Origin of the sequence: Nocardia gipuzkoensis, from assembly GCF_021183645.1 — a bacterium.
GTDB lineage: Bacteria > Actinomycetota > Actinomycetes > Mycobacteriales > Mycobacteriaceae > Nocardia > Nocardia abscessus.
The window spans coordinates 4,863,987-4,882,204 of sequence record NZ_CP089225.1 but is presented as its reverse complement, the minus strand read 5'-3'; the positions used below and the strand labels follow the sequence as shown (position 1 = coordinate 4,882,204).

Genomic DNA, 18,218 nt, shown 5'->3' with positions numbered 1-18,218 from the left:
AGATCAAACCTGATCCAATTGGGACTTGGGCGCGGGCAGGGTCACCGCTTTCGGCCGACCGCGCTCCAGCAGTTCACTTGCGCGTCGAGCCATGCCGGTGACTCCGTCGCCGGACGCCACTGGTTGGCGACGACGACTCCCGGGTCCAGTAGTTCCAATCCGGTGAAGAATCGGGCGACTTCGTCCCGTGTGCGCGCTTGGGCGTAGACACCGCTCTGCCGGTACACGGCGAGGGCGTCGGACATGATCTCCGGTTCGAGGTCGGCGGTGATATGCGAAACCACGAGGAACGAACCCGGGGCAAGGGCGTCCAGCAACGTCTCGACGATCGAGTAGGGGTTGTGCTCGTCGGACAGGAAATGCAGTACGGCCACCAGGCTCAGTGCCACCGGGCGCTTCAGGTCCAGGGTGTCGAGGAGCGCGGGCGCGGACAGGATCGCGGCGGGATCTTTCAGGTCGGCATCGACGTAGGCGGTGCGTCCCTCCGGGGTGCCGGTGAGCAGAGCACGGGCGTGGCTCAACACGATCGGGTCGTTGTCCACGTAGACCACGCGCGCCTCGGGCCGCGGCGCCTGGGCCACCTGGTGCAGGTTCGGCTCGGTGGGGATGCCGGTGCCGATGTCGAGGAACTGTGTCACGCCCAGCGCGGTGAGGGCGTTCACCGCGCGGTGCATGAACAGCCGGTTCTGCCGAGCGGCGACACGGACGGTGGGAAACGCCGCGACCACCTTCTCGGCCGCGTCCCGATCCGCCTGGTAATGGTCTTTCCCACCCAGGACGTAGTCGTATATTCGGGCGCTGCTCGGCACGCTCGGGTCGTGAATCGGCCGGAGCGGCGCGGCGTCGCCGCCGAGATCGGTCATCGTCGTTCCTATCGCTACCAGATCGCTTCTGCGCCAGCATATTCCAGATACGGGCCGGGCACTGCCCGCGACAGAAGCTCGGTAACTACAGCATGCAGGAGACGCAACCCTCGACTTCGGTTCCCTCCAGGGCCATCTGGCGCAGCCGGATGTAGTAGAGGGTCTTGATGCCCTTGCGCCAGGCGTAGATCTGGGCTCGGTTGAGATCGCGGGTGGTGGCGGAGTCCTTGAAGAACAGCGTCAGCGACAGGCCCTGGTCCACGTGCTGGGTGGCCGCGGCGTAGGTGTCGATGATCTTCTCGTAGCCGATCTCGTAGGCGTCCTCGTAGTACTCGAGGTTGTCGTTGGTCATGTAGGGCGCCGGGTAGTAGACGCGCCCGATCTTGCCTTCCTTGCGGATCTCGATCTTCGACGCCACCGGGTGGATGGAGCTGGTGGAGTGGTTGATGTAGGAGATCGACCCGGTCGGCGGCACCGCCTGCAGGTTCTGGTTGTAGATGCCGTGTGCCATGACCGAGGCCTTCAGCTCCCGCCAGTCCTCCTGGGTCGGGATGTGCACGCCCGCGTCGGCGAACAGCTGCCGGACGCGATCGGTCTTCGGCTCCCACGCCTGATCGGTGTACCTGTCGAAGTACTCGCCGCTGGCGTACTTCGATTCGGGGAAGCCGCCGAAGTACGTGCCGCGCTCGATCGCGATCCGGTTCGACGCCCGGATCGCGTGGTAGACCACGGTGTAGAAGTAGATGTTGGTGAAATCGATGCCTTCTTCGGACCCGTAGTGGACCCGTTCCCGCGCCAGATAGCCGTGCAGATTCATCTGCCCGAGGCCGATGGCGTGCGAGGTGTTGTTGCCCTGCTCGATGGAGGGCACCGAGTAGATGTGGGTCTGGTCCGACACCGCGGTCAGCGCCCGGATGGCCACCTCGATGGTCTGCGCGAAGTCGGGTGAGTCCATCGTCTTGGCGATGTTCAGCGACCCGAGGTTGCACGAGATGTCCTTGCCCACCTTGGCGTAGGACAGGTCGTCGTTGAACTCCGAGGGCGTGGAGACCTGCAGGATCTCCGAGCACAAATTGGAGTGGGTGATCTTGCCCGCGATCGGGTTGGCCCGGTTCACCGTGTCCTCGAACATGATGTACGGGTAGCCGGACTCGAACTGCAGCTCCGCGATGGTCTGGAAGAACTCGCGCGCCTTGATCTTCGACTTGCGGATGCGCTTGTCGTCGACCATCTCGTAGTACTTCTCGGTGACGTCGATGTCGGCGAACGGCTTGCCGTAGATGCGCTCGACGTCGTAGGGCGAGAACAGGTACATGTCCTCGTTCTTCTTGGCCAGCTCGAAGGTGATGTCCGGGATGACCACGCCCAGCGAGAGGGTCTTGATGCGGATCTTCTCGTCCGCGTTCTCCCGCTTGGTGTCCAGGAACCGGTAGATGTCCGGGTGGTGCGCGTGCAAGTAGACCGCGCCCGCGCCCTGACGCGCGCCGAGCTGGTTGGCGTAGGAGAAGGAGTCCTCGAGCAGCTTCATGATCGGGATGACGCCCGAGCTCTGGTTCTCGATCTTCTTGATCGGCGCGCCGTGCTCGCGGATGTTGCTCAGCAGCAAGGCGACCCCGCCGCCGCGCTTGGACAGCTGCAGCGCGGAGTTGATCGAGCGCCCGATGGACTCCATGTTGTCCTCGATGCGCAGCAGGAAGCACGACACCGGCTCGCCGCGCTGCTTCTTGCCCGAGTTCAGGAAGGTCGGGGTGGCCGGCTGGAAGCGGCCCTCGATGATCTCGTCGACCAGCTTGCCAGCCAGCTCTTCGTCACCGGCGGCGAGCGTGAGCGCGACCATGCACACCCGGTCCTCGAACCGCTCCAGGTAGCGCTTGCCGTCGAAGGTCTTCAGCGTGTACGAGGTGTAGTACTTGAACGCGCCGAGGAAGGTCGGGAACCGGAACTTCTTGGCGTAGGCCCGCTTGAACAGCTTCTTGATGAACTCGCGGCTGTACTGGTCGAGAACCTCTGCCTCGTAGTAGTTCTCCTCGACCAGGTAGTCCAGCTTCTCGTCCAGGTTGTGGAAGAAGACGGTGTTCTGGTTGACGTGCTGCAGGAAGTACTGGTTGGCGGCCTCACGGTCCTTGTCGAACTGGATCTCGCCGTCCGGACCGTACAGGTTCAGCATGGCGTTGAGGGCGTGGTAGTCGAGGACCTCGCCCGCTTCGGCGCCGCGGACCGGGGGCTGCTCTAAGCGAGCTGTTTTTCCGGCCGGTGCTGTCGTTGCTGTTGCCAAAACAATCCCAATCCCTCTCGGACGCGTTCGACGTCCTCAGCGGTTCCCATGAGTTCGAAGCGATACAGGTACGGCACGCCGCACTTGCGTGCGATCAGCTCGCCCGCGTAGCAGAAGGTGTCGCCGAAGTTCGTGTTCCCCGCCGCGATGACGCCACGCAGCAACGCCCGGTTGTGCGGATCGTTGAGGAACTTCGCGACCTGCCGCGGTACGAAATCTTTGTCGGAACGGTCGCCCCCGAGCACGTGCCGACCGCCCCCATAGGTGGGGACGATCAGCACGTACGGTTCGTCTACGCGCAGCGAGTCGGCGGTGTGCAGTGGTATGCGAGTCGCCGGGAGGCCCAGCTTCTCGACGAAGCGATGCGTGTTCTCCGAAGCGCTGGAGAAGTAGACCAGCGCCGTCGTGTCCGGCATGGTCGCCTTCCTCTCTCGCCGAGCGCCGCGGCGCTCGCCCTTCGGATGAACCGGAAGCGGTGGAAGCGCCTCAGGCCGCCACTGTCGCGAGCGACTTGATGCGGTCGGGCCGGAAACCCGACCAGTGATCGTCCCCCGCCACCACGACCGGCGCCTGCAAGTACCCGAGGGCCATGACGTAGTCACGCGCGTCGTCGTTCTCCGAGATGTCGATGACCTCGTAGTCCACCCCGGCCTTGTCGAGGGCCTTGTAGGTGGCGTTGCACTGGACGCAAGCGGGCTTGGTGTACACAGTGACGGTCAATTGATGTCCCTCTCTCCTTGTGCCTGATCCACAGCCTGAGATCCGTATGCAATGCACGATCCAACGTATGCTGCGCAAACTCCTGGAGCCGGACTCGAATCCCCTGATCAGCCACATGTGACCGACTCCTAGAGAGGGGGGCCTCTCACCGTCTTCCAGTAGCGAAGACACTACACCTAGTGGCCGACAGATTCCTACAACACGACATGTAGCGAGTCACATTGATGAAATTCCATCGAGAGAAGTACCAGGACGCTCGATTCACCCCTGGATCAAACAGTGGTGCAGATCACTGCCCAGCGCGTCAGCATACTTCCAGCAAACTATCTGGCAAGCGAAGAGGGCCACCGCTGCACACGCAGCGATGACCCTCGTCCGAGACCGGAGATGGAGCTTACACCGACGCCAATTCGCCGCGCGTGGCCTCGACCAGTTCGCGCACGGTACCGGCCAGCTGGGTCAGCGCCTCGGCGTCGTCACGCGGATGCCCGGCGCCGAACCGCTCGCCCACGACCCCGAAGTGCAGATGCGCGGACTCGACCACCTGCGCGCCCGCCACACCGAGCGCCTTCACCGCGTCACCGTGCGCCCACTGCGCCGCGTTCGGGCTGATCGACGCGCTCACCACGGCGGTGGGCTTGCCCTTGATGGCGCCCGCGCCGTACGGGCGGGAAGCCCAGTCGATCGCGTTCTTCAGCACCGCCGACAGCGTGCCGTTGTACTCCGGCGTCACGACCAGCAGGCCGTCCGCCTCGGCGACCGCCTCGCGCAGCGCCTGGGCGGCGGCGGGAACGGCGCCGGGGACATCGATGTCCTCGTTGTAGAACGGGATGCCGGCGAGGCCGTCATAGAGGATGACCTCGACACCTTCCGGCGCGGTATGCGCGGCAGCCTCGGCGAGCCGCCGGTTGACCGAGGCGGCACGCAGGCTGCCGACGAGTGCGAGAACGCGGGTCCGACTCCCGGCCTCGCCGGAGTCGACGGACGCTGGGTTGACGATTTGCTCGCTTCGCTCACTCATGACGACTCCTGGTGTACTGAATGGTGTGGTGTCCTTACGTTCACCACACACTAACCGGACCACGGTCCGAATACTTCCCGCGGAGTCTGCGTGAGCGCTGTGAACTACCCCACATCGGACGCGTCCACATCCGGCCCGCGCCGGCTGCTCGACGTCGGCGCGCCGCTGCTCGGCGCGTCGGAGCCCGCCGAGCGCGCCGACGCGGCGCGCAACCGCCGGCTGCTGCTGGACGCGGCGCAGCAGCTGGTGCGTGAGCAGGGCGTGGACAGCCTCACCATGGACGCGCTGGCCAAACGCGCCGGGGTCGGCAAGGGGACGGTGTTCCGCCGGTTCGGCAGCCGGTCCGGCCTGATGCTCGCGCTGCTGGACCACTCGGAGCGGAAGTACCAGGAGTCGTTCATCTTCGGACCGCCGCCGCTGGGTCCCGGCGCACCCCCGGTGGAACGGCTGGTCGCCTTCGGGCGGGCCCGGCTCTTGGACATCGAAGTGGAAGGCGAACTGCACCGCGCCGCTGAACTCGGCGAGGCCGGTGACCGCTATTCCGGCGGGCCGTACGGATTGCTGCGCGCGCACGTCGTGATGCTGTTGCGGCAGGCCGACGCGCCCGGTGACCTCCTGCTCGTCGCCGACTGGCTGCTGGCGATGCTGGGCGCGGCGCTGATCATGCACCAGATGCAGGTTCTCGGCTATACCCGTGAACAGATCGGCGACAACTGGGAGAGCGTCGTTCGGCGCGTTGTCGGCCGGTGATCGGCCAGTAGACTCGGGCGCCATGGGGAATCTGCGCGAACAGATCATCAGCGAATTGGGCGTCCTGCCGAGCATCGAACCGAAGGACGAGGTGCGCCGCCGGATCGATTTTCTCAAGGATTATCTGAACGCCACTCCCGCACGAGGTTTCGTCCTCGGCATCAGCGGGGGGCAGGACAGCGCGCTCGCCGGTCGGCTGTGCCAGCTCGCGGCCGAGGAACTGCGCGGCGACGGCGTGGACGCGACGTTCCTCGCCGTGCGGCTGCCCTACGGCGTGCAGGCCGACGAGGCCGACGCGCTGACCGCGCTGACCTTCGTCCAGCCCGATCGGCAGGTGGTCGTGAACGTCCGCCCCAGCGCGAACGCGGCAGCCGCCGAGACGGCGTCCGGGTTGCAGGTGGACAACTTGCGCGACTTCGTGCGCGGCAACATCAAAGCCCGCGAACGCATGGTGATCCAGTACGCTCTGGCCGGGCAGGAGAACCTGCTCGTCGTCGGCACCGACCACGCGGCCGAGGCGGTCACCGGATTCTTCACCAAGTACGGCGACGGCGGCGTCGACCTCACCCCTCTGACCGGCCTCACCAAGCGTCAGGGCGCGGCGCTGCTGCAGGAACTCGGCGCGCCCGCCAGCATCTGGTCCAAGGTGCCCACCGCCGATCTGGAGGACGACCGGCCCGCCTTGCCCGACGAGGAGGCGCTCGGCCTGCGCTACAGCGAGATCGACGACTACCTGGAGGGCAAAGAGGTCACTCCCGAGGTCGCCGAGCGGCTGGAGAAGATCTTCCGCGACACCCGCCATAAGCGCACCGTCCCGGTGACGCCGCTGGACACCTGGTGGCGCTGAGCGCCCGGACCGACTCGCATCCCGCGAGACGGCGCGCCAGGAACCGCCGTACCTGGTGGTTGCCCGCGAGTTCCAGCGCCGCCCGGTAGTTCCGCGCGCCTCCCGCCGACGACCGCTGCGCCGCAGCGGATCGGCGCGGGGTCGCAGGAATCACGTGCGACCCGGTCGACCGCGGGCACGACTGGAGATCCTCGCCCGGCGGGCGCGGTCTATCCGCCCGCGAAAGGGGGCAGGACGTCGACGCGCGGGCTGAGCGCGGATGTGGGATCCCGGGTGAGCTCGTCGCCGATCAGGTACGCGCACACCGACAGCATCTTGTCCAGGTCCGGACCGTAGGTCGCCGATAGGGCGGCGCGCAGGTCGGCCACCGTGGCCCCGGCCGGCAAGTCCAGGGTTTCGCTGTCCTTGCCGACGGCGTCGGCGATCGCGGCGAAATAGCGGATCTCAACCACCGATGGCTCCCATCGTCCGCTCCGGGGGGATGAAGCCCTCGGCATCGATGCCGTGACCTGCCCACTTGTTCCACATCGCGCCGCGCCAGAGGGTCGCGACCTCCTCGTCGCCGGCGCCGGAGCGCAGCGCCTGGCGCAGATCGAACTCCTGGTCGCTGAACAGGCAGGAGCGCAGCATGCCGTCGGCGGTGAGCCGGGTGCGGTCGCAGGTGTCGCAGAACTTGCGGGTCACCGTGGCGATGATGCCCACGGTGCCGGGGCCGCCGTCGACCAGCCACTTCTCCGCCGGAGCCGACGGATCGGCGCGGCCGACCTCGGTGAGGTCGAACCGGGTACCGAGCACCTCGAGCAGTTCGGCGGCGGTGACCATGTTGGCGCGCGCCCACTCGTGGTCGGCGTCGAGCGGCATCTCCTCGATGAAACGCAGCTCGCAGCTCTCGTCCAGACACCAGCGCAGCAGATCCGCCGCGCCGGAGAGGGTTTCGCGCATCAAGACGGCATTGACCTTGATCGGGGCCAGCCCCGCGGCACGGGCGGCGCGGATGCCCGCGAACACCGATTCGAGACGGTCGCGGCGCGTCAGCCGCGCGAAACCGGCCCGGTCGACGGTGTCCAGCGACACGTTCACCCGGTGCAGGCCCGCGGCGGCGAGGCCGAACGCACGGTGCTCGAGCCCGATGCCGTTGGTCGTCATGGCCAGCGGGATGTGCGGCACCTCGGCATGACAACCGGAGATGATGTGTTCCAGGTCTCGGCGCATCAGCGGCTCGCCCCCGGTGAAGCGAACCTCGCGCACCCCCAGATCGCGCACCGCGAGGCGCACCAGCCGCACGATCTCGTCCACCGTGAGCAGTTCGTGCCGGGGGATCTCCGGCAACCCCTCCTCCGGCATGCAATAGGTACAGCGCAGCGAACACTTCTCGGTGATGGAAATGCGCAGGTCGCGGGCGACGCGTCCGAAACGATCCAGCAAGTGGGGGGTGTCGGGACGGCCGGCGAGCGAGGGACGCCCGGAACGCACGGCGGGTATCCCGATCTCGACCAGAGTCACACGTCCATTATGACCGCCTATCCCGATTCGTCATCGGGCGGAATACCCGCCCGAGGCTCACCACGATCGCGAACCGGCGGTGAGGCGCCTGCCCGCGACGCCGAGCGACCCGCTGGCGAACCGGCGCCCGGCGACAGCGGCGGAAAACCGCTCCGATCGGGCGTTAGGCTGACTCGCATGAACCCTCGGCCCGCCGGTCTGTCGGCCAGGCCCGTCGACGACTACCGCGACAGCATCGAACAGCTGCTGCGGCCGCTCGCCGCGCGCGCGGTCGAGTCCGCCGCGGTGCCACGGGCGCTGGGCAGGCAGGTGGCCGAGGACGTCCGTTCGCCGATCGACTTGCCGGTGTTCCGCAACTCCGCGATGGACGGATACGCGGTGCGCGCGGAATCGGTGCTGGTCGCGCCGGTCACCCTGCCCTTGACCGGCGTGATCGCGGCGGGCGCGGCGGGCCGCGCGCCGCTGCCGGAGGGTGCGGCGATGAAGGTGATGACCGGCGCACCGATCCCGCCCGGCGCGGACTGCGTCGTGCCGGTGGAGGACACTTACGCGGGCGACGGCACGGTGACCATCGAACGCGTCCGTGGCGCAGGCGAATTCGTACGGGAACCGGGCACCGACGTCCGGACCGGGGACTTGCTCGTGCGGGCGGGCACGGTGCTCGCGCCTCGGCACGTCGCCGCGCTCGCCGCGGTCGGCCTGCCCGCGGTGGCGGTCTTCCGCGCGGTACGCGCCGCCGTGATCACCACCGGCGACGAACTGGTCGCGGCCGGAAAAACCCTGCGTCCCGGGCAGATCTACAACTCCAACGGCGTCGCCCTCGCCGCGGCGCTCACGGCGAACGGCGTCGACGTCGTCTCGGTCGCGCACAGCACCGACGATCCGGCGCGCTTCCGCGCGCTGCTGTCGGCCGCGACCGCCGGCGCCGATGTGGTGTTCACCTCCGGCGGGGTGTCCAAGGGCGATTTCGAGGTGGTCAAGGACGTGCTCGAGCCGATGGGCGGCCAGTTCGGCGCGGTCGCGATGCAACCGGGCGGCCCACAGGGACTGACCGTCGTCGACGGCGTGCCGGTGCTCAGCTTCCCCGGCAACCCGGTCAGCACGATGGTCTCGTTCGAGGTCTTCGCCCGCCCGATGCTGCGCCACCTCGCCGGGCTGCCCGAGGTGGACGCCTACCAGCTTCCGCTGCGCACCGCCATCGCGCGCTCGCCGGAGGGCAAACGTCAATTCCTGCGCGGCAAGCTCGTCCGCGCGCGGCCGGGGCAAGCGCAGGCGCCCCGGCAGCCGGAGGCGGTGGAGGTCGTGTCCGGCGCGGGCTCGCATCTGGTAGCGGCCATGGCCTGGGCCGACGTGCTGATCGACGTGCCCGCCGAGGTCACCGCGCTGCCCGCGGGAGCGCTTGTGCGAGTGTGGTCACTATGAGCGAGCTGTCCCATGTCGACCAGGAAGGTCGCGCCCGCATGGTCGATGTGAGCGCGAAGAGCGAGACCAGCCGGATCGCCGTCGCGGCAGGCGAGTTGCGCACCACGGCCGAGGTGGTCGCCCTGGTCCGGGCCGACGACCTGCCGAAGGCGGACGTGCTGTCCACCGCCCGCATCGCGGGCATCGCGGGTGCGAAGAAGACCTCCGAGCTGATTCCGCTGTGCCATCAGCTGGCGCTCTCGTCGGTGCGGGTGGAGTTCGGTTTCACCGACACCGCCATCACCATCGAGGCCACCGCGAAGACCAAGGGCCCCACGGGTGTCGAGATGGAGGCGCTCACCGCGGTCGCGGTCGCCGGGCTCACCCTGCACGACATGGTGAAGGCGGTCGATCCCGCGGCTACCCTCACCGACGTGCGGCTGCTCGCCAAAGAAGGCGGCAAGCGCGGACATTGGGAGCGCCCGGCCGACGAGGACACGAGCGGGCCTTCCGCCGAAGAGGACCTCGCCGCCGGTGCGGAGGCCGCGGAGGAAACCGCCGAGGCCACCGAACCGGCATTCGACGAGGGGGAACGCTCGGCCGTGGTACTGGTCGCCTCGACCGGCGTCGCGGCGGGCACCCGCGCCGACACGACCGGCCCGGTGCTCGTGGACTGGCTGGCCGGTCTCGGATTCTCGGTGCGCGGTCCACTGGTCTACGCCGACGCCGAGATCGAATACGGACTGTCCGACGCGTTGCGCTTCGAACCCGCCCTCGTCATCAGCACCGGCGGCACGGGCGCCTCCCCCACCGACGCGACTCCCGAAGCCACCCTCGCCGTGCTCGACCGCGAACTGCCGGGCGTGGCGGAGGCGATCCGTCAACGCGGCACCGCGAAATTCCCGCTCGCCGCACTCAGTCGCGGCGTGGCCGGGCTCGCGGGGCACTCGGTGGTCGTGAATCTGCCCGGCTCGCCGGGCGGCGTCCGAGACGGCATCGCGGTGCTGGAACCGCTGCTCGATCATCTGCTCGCACAAGTTGCCGGAGGTGGAAGTCATGACAACGGCTGAGGCCACGGTCCGGCTCGCCCGGATCAGCGACCAGCCGCTCGACGCGGCGGAGGTCGAGGCGGCGGTCACCGGGCCGCACTACGGTGCGGTCGTGGTGTTCACCGGGAAGGTCCGCGACCACGATGGCGGACAGTCCGTTTCGGCGCTGGAGTACTCCGCGCATCCGCAGGCGGAGCGCTTCCTGCACACTGTCTGCGCGGAACTCGCCGCCGCGCACGGCTTGCCGGTCGCCGCCGCGCACCGCGTCGGATCGCTCAGCATCGGTGACCGCGCGATCGTCGTCGCGGTCGCGGCGGCGCATCGCGGCGAGGCGTTCGCGGCCTGCGCCGAACTGGTGGACCGGATCAAACACGAAGTCCCCATCTGGAAGCGCCAATTGTTCGCCGACGGCCTGTCCGAATGGGTGAACGCCTGCGGGTGATCTCCCCGTGACGTGAATCTCATGACGAATCAACACGGCGGGTATAGCGTGTCCGCGTCGCGGTGTCGCTCTCGGGGTGCCCGCGGCGCCGCGGCCGGAACATACTTGATCTCGCTTCGCGCGTAGGCCGGTAGGGCCTCTCGTCGCGTGGGGAGAGAGAAGGGAGCGCGCGATGGGAACCGACCAGGTTCTGCTCCACCGATTCGTCGTCTCGCAGCTCACCGCGGCCGGCGTGGACCGCGACCGGCTGCTGCGGGAATCCCGCTTGCCGGAGTGGACCATGGCGGGCGACGACCTGCACCTGCCCAGCCAGACGTTCTCCCGGTTGTGGGAGATCGGCGAACACGCGCTGGGCGACCCGGACGTCGCACTGAACGTGGCGAGCCGCTATCGACTCACCTGCCTCGGTCTCTACGACTATTTGTTCTCCTCGGCTCCGACGCTGGGCGCCGGACTGGCGACCTGCGGACCGTACGTCACCGCGGTGACCACCAACCACCGCTTCGATCTGGTCACCGAGAACGACGACGAGGTGACGCTGTACCTGGACATGATCGAGGGGGCGGGCCGCGGCCGCGACCTCACCCAGTTGTGGGGCCTGAGCGCGGTGCTCAGCCGGGCCCGGCGCGTGGTGCGCGAACCGCTGGCCCCGCTGCGGGTCTCGCTGCGCCAGCGCGCGCCCGCCAAGGTCGAAGCCTTCATCGGGGTGTTCGGCACCACCGCGATCGAGTTCGACGCGCCGGTGGACGCCATGACCTTCCGCGCCTCGGACATGGATTTGCCGCTGACCACCAGTGATCCGGTGCTGGCCGGCATACTCCGGCCCTTGGCCGCCGCCCTTCCGCCACCGCCGCCGCTGGCCGACGCCTGGCCGGAGCGCGTCGCGGCGGCCCTGGCGGACTGCCTGAACGACGGTGACGCGTCCCTGGAGCGGGTGGCGCGCAGGCTGGCCACCAGCCCGCGCACGCTCCAGCGCCGGTTACGGGAGGCGGGTACCACCTGGCGCGCGGAACTGGATCGGGCTCGCAGCGCCCGGCTGGTCGCCGCCAGCGCCGCCGGGCCGCTGAGTCCGTCGCGTCAGGCCGAGATCCTCGGCTACTCCGACCCGGGTTCGATGCGCCGAGCCGCGCGGCGGTGGTCGCCGGCCACCTCCGCACACCGCGCCGAGCGGGTCGAGCGCACGTTCACGGCCTGAGGAAACGCGCGGCGATCGACCAGAACGTCGCGTCCTCGATCGCACGAAAATCCCAGCTGTTGGTGAGGGCGTGCGTCTCGGCGACGATCGCGGGTACGTCGAAGTCGTCGCGGGTGGCGGTGCCTTTGGCCTCCAGCGCCTCGATGACGTACGCGGTGGCGCTCTCCATGGAATCTGACACGGGAAACTCCCATCGGTCGCAGAACGATTCGGTCGGTCACGGATCGGCTGCCGAGCGGCGCCGTTCGCGGCAGTTCGCTCCCGGCGCCCGCGGACCGGCGGACACCGCATTCAGTCTCATGAAAAGACCGCTCTGTCACCAGCACCGAACGCGACAGGTCGCTACCGAACGCGCCAATCTGGTGTGGCTCAGTGCGGTGTATAGCGCCACACGCCGAGCATGCTCTGCGGGTCGAGCGGATCGGCGCCGTCGTGCACCGTGTCGCGCAGCCGGGCCAGCGCCGCATCGGTGTGCAGGCCCGCCCCGATGAGCACCAGCCGCGCGCCCCGTGCTTCGCCCCGCGACCAGTTGCCCGGCTCGAAGACGATGTGGCGGCCGACCACGTGCAGAACGAACTTTCTGCGTTCCTCCGCCACCCCGAAGGCGGCGAAGCCCTTGGCCCGGAACAGTCCCGGCGGCGGGTCCTCCAGGAAACCGATCAGCTTGCGCGGGTCCAGTGCTCGGCCGCTGGCGAAGGAGACGCTGGTGTAATCGTCGTGCAGATGGCGGTGCCCGGCGTGGTCATCGTGGTCGTGCTCGGCGAGGAGTTCGTCGAAGCTCAGCTGCTCGGCCACCAGCGGGCGCTCCCGCGACGGCTCGTCGAACAGCAGCCCGGGATCGATCCGGCCGTACGTGGTCGCGTACACCGGAACCGGACCGACGAGTTCCGCCAGGTCCGCACGCAGCCGGGCGAGCTGCTCGGACGGAACCCGATCGGCCTTGTTCACCACCACCAGGTCGGCCAGCCGCAGATGGGTGCGCAGCTCGGGATGACGGGCGCTGCTGCGCGGGAACTGCTCGGCGTCGACCACTTCGACCAGGCCGCCGTAGCGCAGTCGCGGGTTGTCGCTGCCGACCACCATCCGGATGAGGTTGCGCGGCTCGGCCAGGCCGCTGGCCTCGACCACGATCACGTCGATCCCGGCGCGCGGCTGGGTCAGCCGGGTGAACAGTTCGTCCAGCTCGGTGACGTCGACCGCGCAGCACACACAGCCGTTGCCGAGCGAGACCATGGCGTCGACCTGCCCGGCGACCAGCATCGAATCGATGTTGATCGCCCCGAAATCATTGACCACCACGCCGATCCGCGTCCCCCGGTTGTCCCGGAGCAAGTGATTGAGCAGCGTGGTCTTCCCGGAACCGAGAAACCCCGCGACCAGCACAACAGGAATCCGGTCAGCCATTCCGTTCACCCTAGTGCGCCGCGCGGCCCGCGGAAAAAGCCGGACGCCACCCTCGCGCCGACGGGGATGGCGTCCGGCGGGTTCGGTGTGCGGACTATTTCGAGGGCCCCAGCAGCATGCCCGCCAGGCTGTAGCCGAGGTTGATCAACTCCGTGGCGATGGCGTTGTCGTCCAGGCCGAGCATCTTCGCCAACGGCATCAGCAACTCCATGATCGACGCGTCACCGCCCGCGGTCCCGGGTGACTGCTGGGCGTTCGGCGTACCCGGTGACTGGTTACCGGAGGTGCCGGGCGATTTCGGCGCCGCCGAGGTACCCGGCGACTGCGGTGTGGCCGTACCCGGCGCAGGCTTCGGCGTCGAGGTGCCCGGCGCGACCTGTGCCTGCGGCACAGCGGGAGCCGCAGGGCTCTGCGGCACCGCCGGAATCGTCTGGGCCTGCGGGATCACCGGGTTCGTCTGCGCTTGTGGAGTACCCGGGCTGGTCTGCGCCTGCGGTGCCGCCGGGTTCGTCTGCCCCTGCGGAGCGTCCGGATTCACCGCGGGGCGGTCGAACGACGTACCCTGCGGAACGGACTGCGCCGCCTGCTGATCCGACGACGTACCCGGCTGGGCGCCGAGCAGGTGGCCGACCACGCCGGTGGTGAGCGCGATCGCGTGCTTGAGCTGCCCATCGGGTGTTTCCAGCAGCGCCGCGTCCTCGGGATTGGCGCCGTTGCCCATCTCGAGGAAGACGACCGGAACGGTGGTCAGCGCGGGCCCGGCGATGTCCTTGCGGGTTTGCAGGCCGTCCACCACGCCGCCGTAGTTCGCGGGCGGGAAACCCGCCTCGCGATACGCGTCGCGCACCGACTTCGACGCGGCCAGACCAGCTCCCGACTGGGCCTGATCGATGATCGGATTCGGGATGGGCAGCTCCGGAACGATCAGGTGGAACCCGCGATACTGCGCGGGCGCGCTGTCGGCGTGAATGCTCACGGCGACGTCGGCGCCGGACTGGCTCGCCGCGCGGGCCCGGTCGTCGACGCAGCCGCCCCAGTTCATGTCGTCCTGACGGCTCAGCACCACGTGCGCGCCGAGCGTCTCCAGCGACGTCTTGACGACCTGGGCGACGTTCCAGGTGATGGTGTGCTCGGGAACGCCGTTCATCGTGGTCATACCGGTGGTCTGGCAGTCCTTGGTGCCGCCGCGACCATCGCTGACCTGTCTGGCCAAATCTTGCGTGTGGTTGGACCCCTGATGTCCGGGGTCGAGGAACACGGTCTTGCCTGCGAGCTTTTTCGACATGTCCAGCGCCGACGGCGCCGCATGTGCGCTGACCGGAAGCAATCCGGACAACGTCACCGTCACCGCAGCCGTGACGGCGGTACAGATACCGGCTTTGACGATGCTTGGCTTCATAGTGCGGTCGGCGCCCCGGGATGAGGCGCCCCTCCCTTCCCACTTGTAACACCAAACCCAGTGGTTAACTCTGGCAACGTGCGTATCAGCAAATCAAGGAGCGTTATCGAAGTGTTACCGCAGGCCCAGCGCCCGGCTGTCGGATCAGCCGCGGCAGTTTGCGCAGAGATAGCAGAGCGTAATGCACCCGAACCGGCGCCATGCCGATCGGCACGCCGAATTCGTCGGGAAGTTATCAACTTCCTGATAGGCGTGGTCGCGCAAGAGTACCCCGGCGACCACAGCGCGCGGCAACAACGGGAGTAAAGCAAGTAGCTGGGCCGCCAGAAATCCCTCGACCGACCGTCCGCGAAATCCGGGTGCGCGGAGTGGGACTCGGCCGGAGCGCCGCCCTCGGCCCGTCGGCATCGACCGCCGGATCCACGGATTTTCGGCACACCACTCGGTCGGTTCTGGTATTTCTGGCCGCGGAGATGCGGGGATCTCCCGAGTCGGCCGCGACCACGGACGGACGACCGTGAACGCGGCGGTAGTACAAGTCAAGGAGAACCGGTATGCGTGCAAGCACGCTTCTGCTCGCTGGGGCCATATCCTCCGCGGTAACCCTGCTCGCCACGGGTACGGCGGCGGCCGAACCGTCGAACACCATGTCACACGACGGCGTCTACTTGGTCGGCGTCGACATCCTCCCCGGCGTCTGGGAGGCGCCCGGCACGCCCGACCCCGCCTACGCCTGCGATTGGGCCAGGCTGTGGAAGGTCGAGGGCGACAACACGAATATGCAGAACATCATCGCGAACAACTACACCCGACTGAGCCCGGTCCGGGTGGTGATCAAGCCGACCGACGTCGGATTCAAGACCGAGAACTGCGGTCCGTGGCGATTGCTGCCGACGCCGCCGCCGAGCGGATCGTTCGGCGGCTGAACCGGGCAGCGCCCGGCGGGCGGCCTATTGACTGGCGTTCAACAGAAGCTAGGGTCGGCCGCATGACGAGGAGCAAGATTCTGATCACCGGCGCGAGCGCGGGCCTCGGGGCCGCCATGGCGCGGAACTTCGCCGCCAAGGGCCGCGACCTCGCGCTGTGTGCCCGCAGGCTGGACGCGCTCACCGCGCTGCGCGACGAACTGGCGAGCGCCCACCCGGGCGTCACCGTCGCGATCCGCGCACTCGACGTGGACGATCACGCGGCGGTGCCGCTCGTGTTCGGCGAATTGCAGGACGAACTCGGCGGACTGGACCGCGTGATCGTCAACGCCGGGATCGGCAAGGGAGCGCGCGTCGGCAGCGGCCGGGCCGACGCGAACATCGCCACGGCGACGACGAACTTCGTCAGCGCGCTCGCGCAGGCGGAAGCGGCACTGGAGATCTTCCGCGCCCGCGACGCCGGGCATCTCGTCCTCGTCTCCTCGATGAGCGCGGTGCGCGGACTCCCCGGCAAGAAGGCGGCCTACTCCGCGAGCAAGGCGGGCCTCGCCGCGCTCGGCGAGGGACTCGCCACCGAGTTGGCCGGCACGCCGATCGCGGTGACCACGCTGCTGCCGGGATTCATCGCCACCGACATGGCGGCCAAAGCGGGTGACGCGCGGATGGTGGCGCCCCTGGACAAGGGTGTGGCGGCGATGGTCGCCGCCATCGAGAAAGAGCGCCGCCGGGCCTGCGTGCCGGGATGGCCGTGGCGCCTGATCGATGTCGCCCTCCCCCACCTACCCGACGCCCTGGTGGCGCGGATGAGCTGAACCGGCCGCCGCCTCCCGGTGGTCGCGCAACAGGACGGGCAGCCGTCGATTACCCGCCAGGTAATCGACTCGATGACTCGTGGCAGGCAGGATCGCGGCCATGATCGATGAGATGGGCACCGCGCTGTTCCACCGAACCATGCCGTTCACCGAACGCCTCGGCGTCGAAGTCCTCGCGCACGGACCGGAACTGGTCCGCAGCCGCCTCGCCTGGGACGAATCACTGTGCACACTCGGCGGCATGCTGCACGGCGGGGTGCTGATGTCGCTCGCCGACGCCACCGGCGCGGTCTGCGCGTTCCTGAATCTGCCCGAAGGCAAGCAGGGCACCACCACGGTGGAGTCGAAGACCAATTTCCTGCGCGCGGTCCGCTCGGGGCATGCCATCGCCTCGGCGGCGCCGCTGCATGCCGGGCGCTCGTTCATCGTGGTCGAGACGGTGATCCGGGACGACGCGGACAAGCTGGTCGCGAAGGTCACCCAGACCCAAGCGGTGCTCTAGCCGACGCCCACCGGCGCCCGCTCGCCCGCCGACGCGCGGGCCGCGGGCCAGACCCGGGCGAGATCGAGCAGTTGGCGCAGCTCGGCGTCGAAATCCGCCGCCGGGACCGGCAGCCGGGCCGAGTTCGATCCGATCGGTGCCGACCCCGCCTTTCGCGCGACCGCCGCGCACGCCACTTGGTGTGCGTAGTCGGTCATCGGGCACCGCGAGCCGGGCGCCACGGGGGCGTAGCGACCGAGATGCAGCAGCGCGTCCTGGATTTCCACCGTCATCCGCAGCAGCTGGGTCCCCGGGTCGGCCCGCTCGCCCGCCGCGGGCCGCAGCACGATCTCGGGCACCGCGGTGGTGAGATCCCGCCACAGCGGGCGCAGCTTGCGGCAGACTCGTCCGGCCCGATCGAGTTCCGCGGTGGCCAGCAGCGACCGGATCAGCGGAATGGCGACCACCGCCGCGTCGAGCGCCAGGCAGATGGTGACCGTTGCTTCGATCCTGATCAGATGCGTGCCCCAGCGCTGCCATCCGGTGATCGCACGCACCGTCGACAACACCAGGTTCACCCCGAAAAGTGTCGCCGCCCAGATCATCAGGCCGCACACCAGCTTTTCCGCCAGGTCGATCCCGCCCGTCCGCAGCTCGCGAACGCACATGCGGGCCAGCAGCGAGACGTTGACCAGCAGCGGGAGGCCGAAGGCGGTCCACACCACCAATCCCTCTGCGTCCAGCGTCAGGTCGACGAGTCTGCCTTCCTGCCGCGCCGACGTGCCCGCCAGCAGGATCGCGGCGGTGGACGCGGCCGCGAGCACACAGCAGACGCGGTGCCTGCGCCGCACCGCACCCGGGTCCGCGTCGAAGGCCCAGATGCGGACGATCCCCTGCAGGCACATCGATGCCATCACCGTGCAGCCGAGCGAGAGCTGATGAGCGAGGCTCGCGATGCCGGGTGTCATGGTGCAGCGATACAGCAGCAGACTCAGCAAGCCCCACAGGAACAGCTGATTCAGCAGTTTATCGACGGGGGTGTCGCGTACCAGCAACCACCGGCCCGCCAGAACGGCGGCGACGAAGCCGATTACCGGCCACGCGATGATTCCCGAAATCGATGACGACAT

The 18,218-nt window shown here is 68.5% G+C and carries 20 protein-coding genes; 9 read left to right on the top strand and 11 right to left on the bottom strand.

The window, feature by feature from the left end:
* Positions 1 to 41: 41 nt before the first annotated feature.
* From LTT66_RS22140 to LTT66_RS22120, 5 genes are all read right to left on the bottom strand, one after another.
* Positions 42 to 863 (bottom strand): SAM-dependent methyltransferase, encoded by an 822-nt coding sequence (locus tag LTT66_RS22140; RefSeq protein WP_233060418.1) that lies wholly within the window; start codon positions 861 to 863, stop codon positions 42 to 44.
* An 85-nt stretch (positions 864 to 948) separates the two neighbouring features.
* Positions 949 to 3,030, bottom strand: coding sequence for a class 1b ribonucleoside-diphosphate reductase subunit alpha (gene nrdE / locus LTT66_RS22135; protein WP_233069351.1), 2,082 nt, complete (start codon positions 3,028 to 3,030; stop codon positions 949 to 951).
* 62 nt (positions 3,031 to 3,092) lie between these two features.
* Entirely contained in the window at positions 3,093 to 3,554 is a 462-nt protein-coding gene (nrdI, locus tag LTT66_RS22130; RefSeq protein ID WP_181718825.1) for a class Ib ribonucleoside-diphosphate reductase assembly flavoprotein NrdI, read from the bottom strand.
* Positions 3,555 to 3,624: 70 nt separating this feature from the next.
* Positions 3,625 to 3,858, bottom strand: a complete 234-nt coding sequence (locus tag LTT66_RS22125; RefSeq protein WP_181718826.1) for a redoxin NrdH — start codon at positions 3,856 to 3,858, stop codon at positions 3,625 to 3,627.
* 394 nt (positions 3,859 to 4,252) lie between these two features.
* Positions 4,253 to 4,879 (bottom strand): NAD(P)H-dependent oxidoreductase, encoded by a 627-nt coding sequence (locus LTT66_RS22120; RefSeq protein ID WP_233060417.1) that lies wholly within the window; start codon positions 4,877 to 4,879, stop codon positions 4,253 to 4,255.
* Positions 4,880 to 5,023: 144 nt separating this feature from the next.
* On the opposite strand from LTT66_RS22120, the gene LTT66_RS22115 reads away from it, so the two are divergent.
* Together LTT66_RS22115 and nadE are read left to right on the top strand one after the other, a co-directional pair.
* Positions 5,024 to 5,629, top strand: coding sequence for a TetR/AcrR family transcriptional regulator (locus LTT66_RS22115; protein ID WP_233069350.1), 606 nt, complete (start codon positions 5,024 to 5,026; stop codon positions 5,627 to 5,629).
* Between the two features lie 22 nt (positions 5,630 to 5,651).
* Positions 5,652 to 6,476 (top strand): ammonia-dependent NAD(+) synthetase, encoded by an 825-nt coding sequence (nadE, locus tag LTT66_RS22110; protein WP_181718828.1) that lies wholly within the window; start codon positions 5,652 to 5,654, stop codon positions 6,474 to 6,476.
* A gap of 209 nt (positions 6,477 to 6,685) precedes the next feature.
* On the opposite strand, the gene LTT66_RS22105 is transcribed toward nadE, so the two are convergent.
* Complete coding sequence (locus LTT66_RS22105) at positions 6,686 to 6,928, bottom strand: MoaD/ThiS family protein (protein WP_181718831.1); 243 nt, start codon at positions 6,926 to 6,928, stop codon at positions 6,686 to 6,688.
* Positions 6,921 to 7,979 carry a GTP 3',8-cyclase MoaA gene (moaA, locus tag LTT66_RS22100; RefSeq protein ID WP_233060416.1) on the bottom strand — a complete coding sequence of 353 codons (1,059 nt, stop codon included), beginning with the start codon at positions 7,977 to 7,979 and terminating at the stop codon, positions 6,921 to 6,923. Before moaA ends, LTT66_RS22105 begins: the two co-directional genes overlap by 8 nt.
* A 177-nt stretch (positions 7,980 to 8,156) precedes the next feature.
* Here moaA and LTT66_RS22095 point away from each other — a divergent pair, with 177 nt between their 5' ends.
* The 4 genes from LTT66_RS22095 (at position 8,157) to LTT66_RS22080 (ending at position 12,066) form a co-directional block, all read left to right on the top strand.
* Positions 8,157 to 9,401, top strand: a complete 1,245-nt coding sequence (locus LTT66_RS22095; protein ID WP_233060414.1) for a molybdopterin molybdotransferase MoeA — start codon at positions 8,157 to 8,159, stop codon at positions 9,399 to 9,401.
* The gene (gene moaCB, locus LTT66_RS22090) at positions 9,398 to 10,450 is read left to right on the top strand and encodes a bifunctional molybdenum cofactor biosynthesis protein MoaC/MoaB (protein ID WP_233060413.1); all 1,053 of its coding nucleotides are present in this window, start codon (positions 9,398 to 9,400) and stop codon (positions 10,448 to 10,450) included. Before LTT66_RS22095 ends, moaCB begins: the two co-directional genes overlap by 4 nt.
* Positions 10,437 to 10,871 carry a molybdenum cofactor biosynthesis protein MoaE gene (locus LTT66_RS22085; protein ID WP_233060412.1) on the top strand — a complete coding sequence of 145 codons (435 nt, stop codon included), beginning with the start codon at positions 10,437 to 10,439 and terminating at the stop codon, positions 10,869 to 10,871. Before moaCB ends, LTT66_RS22085 begins: the two co-directional genes overlap by 14 nt.
* 172 nt (positions 10,872 to 11,043) lie before the next feature.
* On the top strand, positions 11,044 to 12,066 hold the full coding sequence (locus LTT66_RS22080) for an AraC family transcriptional regulator (RefSeq protein ID WP_233060411.1): 1,023 nt from the start codon (positions 11,044 to 11,046) through the stop codon (positions 12,064 to 12,066).
* Here the strand turns inward: LTT66_RS22080 and LTT66_RS22075 are convergent.
* The 3 genes from LTT66_RS22075 to LTT66_RS22065 all read right to left on the bottom strand — a co-directional run bounded on the left by LTT66_RS22075 (position 12,056) and on the right by LTT66_RS22065 (position 14,869).
* Positions 12,056 to 12,247, bottom strand: coding sequence for a hypothetical protein (locus LTT66_RS22075; protein ID WP_043695958.1), 192 nt, complete (start codon positions 12,245 to 12,247; stop codon positions 12,056 to 12,058). The genes LTT66_RS22080 and LTT66_RS22075 overlap by 11 nt on opposite strands.
* Positions 12,248 to 12,435: 188 nt before the next feature.
* Positions 12,436 to 13,470, bottom strand: coding sequence for a CobW family GTP-binding protein (locus LTT66_RS22070; RefSeq protein ID WP_233060409.1), 1,035 nt, complete (start codon positions 13,468 to 13,470; stop codon positions 12,436 to 12,438).
* A 94-nt stretch (positions 13,471 to 13,564) separates the two neighbouring features.
* Positions 13,565 to 14,869: an N-acetylmuramoyl-L-alanine amidase gene (locus LTT66_RS22065; protein ID WP_233060408.1), complete on the bottom strand. Its 1,305-nt coding sequence runs from the start codon at positions 14,867 to 14,869 to the stop codon at positions 13,565 to 13,567.
* Positions 14,870 to 15,423: 554 nt separating this feature from the next.
* Between LTT66_RS22065 and LTT66_RS22060 the strand changes: the two genes are divergently transcribed.
* The 3 genes from LTT66_RS22060 to LTT66_RS22050 all read left to right on the top strand — a co-directional run bounded on the left by LTT66_RS22060 (position 15,424) and on the right by LTT66_RS22050 (position 17,109).
* Positions 15,424 to 15,795 carry a hypothetical protein gene (locus LTT66_RS22060; protein WP_233060407.1) on the top strand — a complete coding sequence of 124 codons (372 nt, stop codon included), beginning with the start codon at positions 15,424 to 15,426 and terminating at the stop codon, positions 15,793 to 15,795.
* A 62-nt stretch (positions 15,796 to 15,857) separates the two neighbouring features.
* Positions 15,858 to 16,607: an SDR family oxidoreductase gene (locus tag LTT66_RS22055; RefSeq protein ID WP_233060406.1), complete on the top strand. Its 750-nt coding sequence runs from the start codon at positions 15,858 to 15,860 to the stop codon at positions 16,605 to 16,607.
* Between the two features lie 100 nt (positions 16,608 to 16,707).
* Positions 16,708 to 17,109, top strand: a complete 402-nt coding sequence (locus LTT66_RS22050; RefSeq protein ID WP_181718841.1) for a PaaI family thioesterase — start codon at positions 16,708 to 16,710, stop codon at positions 17,107 to 17,109.
* On the opposite strand, the gene LTT66_RS22045 is transcribed toward LTT66_RS22050, so the two are convergent.
* Entirely contained in the window at positions 17,106 to 18,218 is a 1,113-nt protein-coding gene (locus tag LTT66_RS22045) for an MAB_1171c family putative transporter (protein ID WP_233060405.1), read from the bottom strand. The two genes, LTT66_RS22050 and LTT66_RS22045, sit on opposite strands and share 4 nt — an antisense overlap.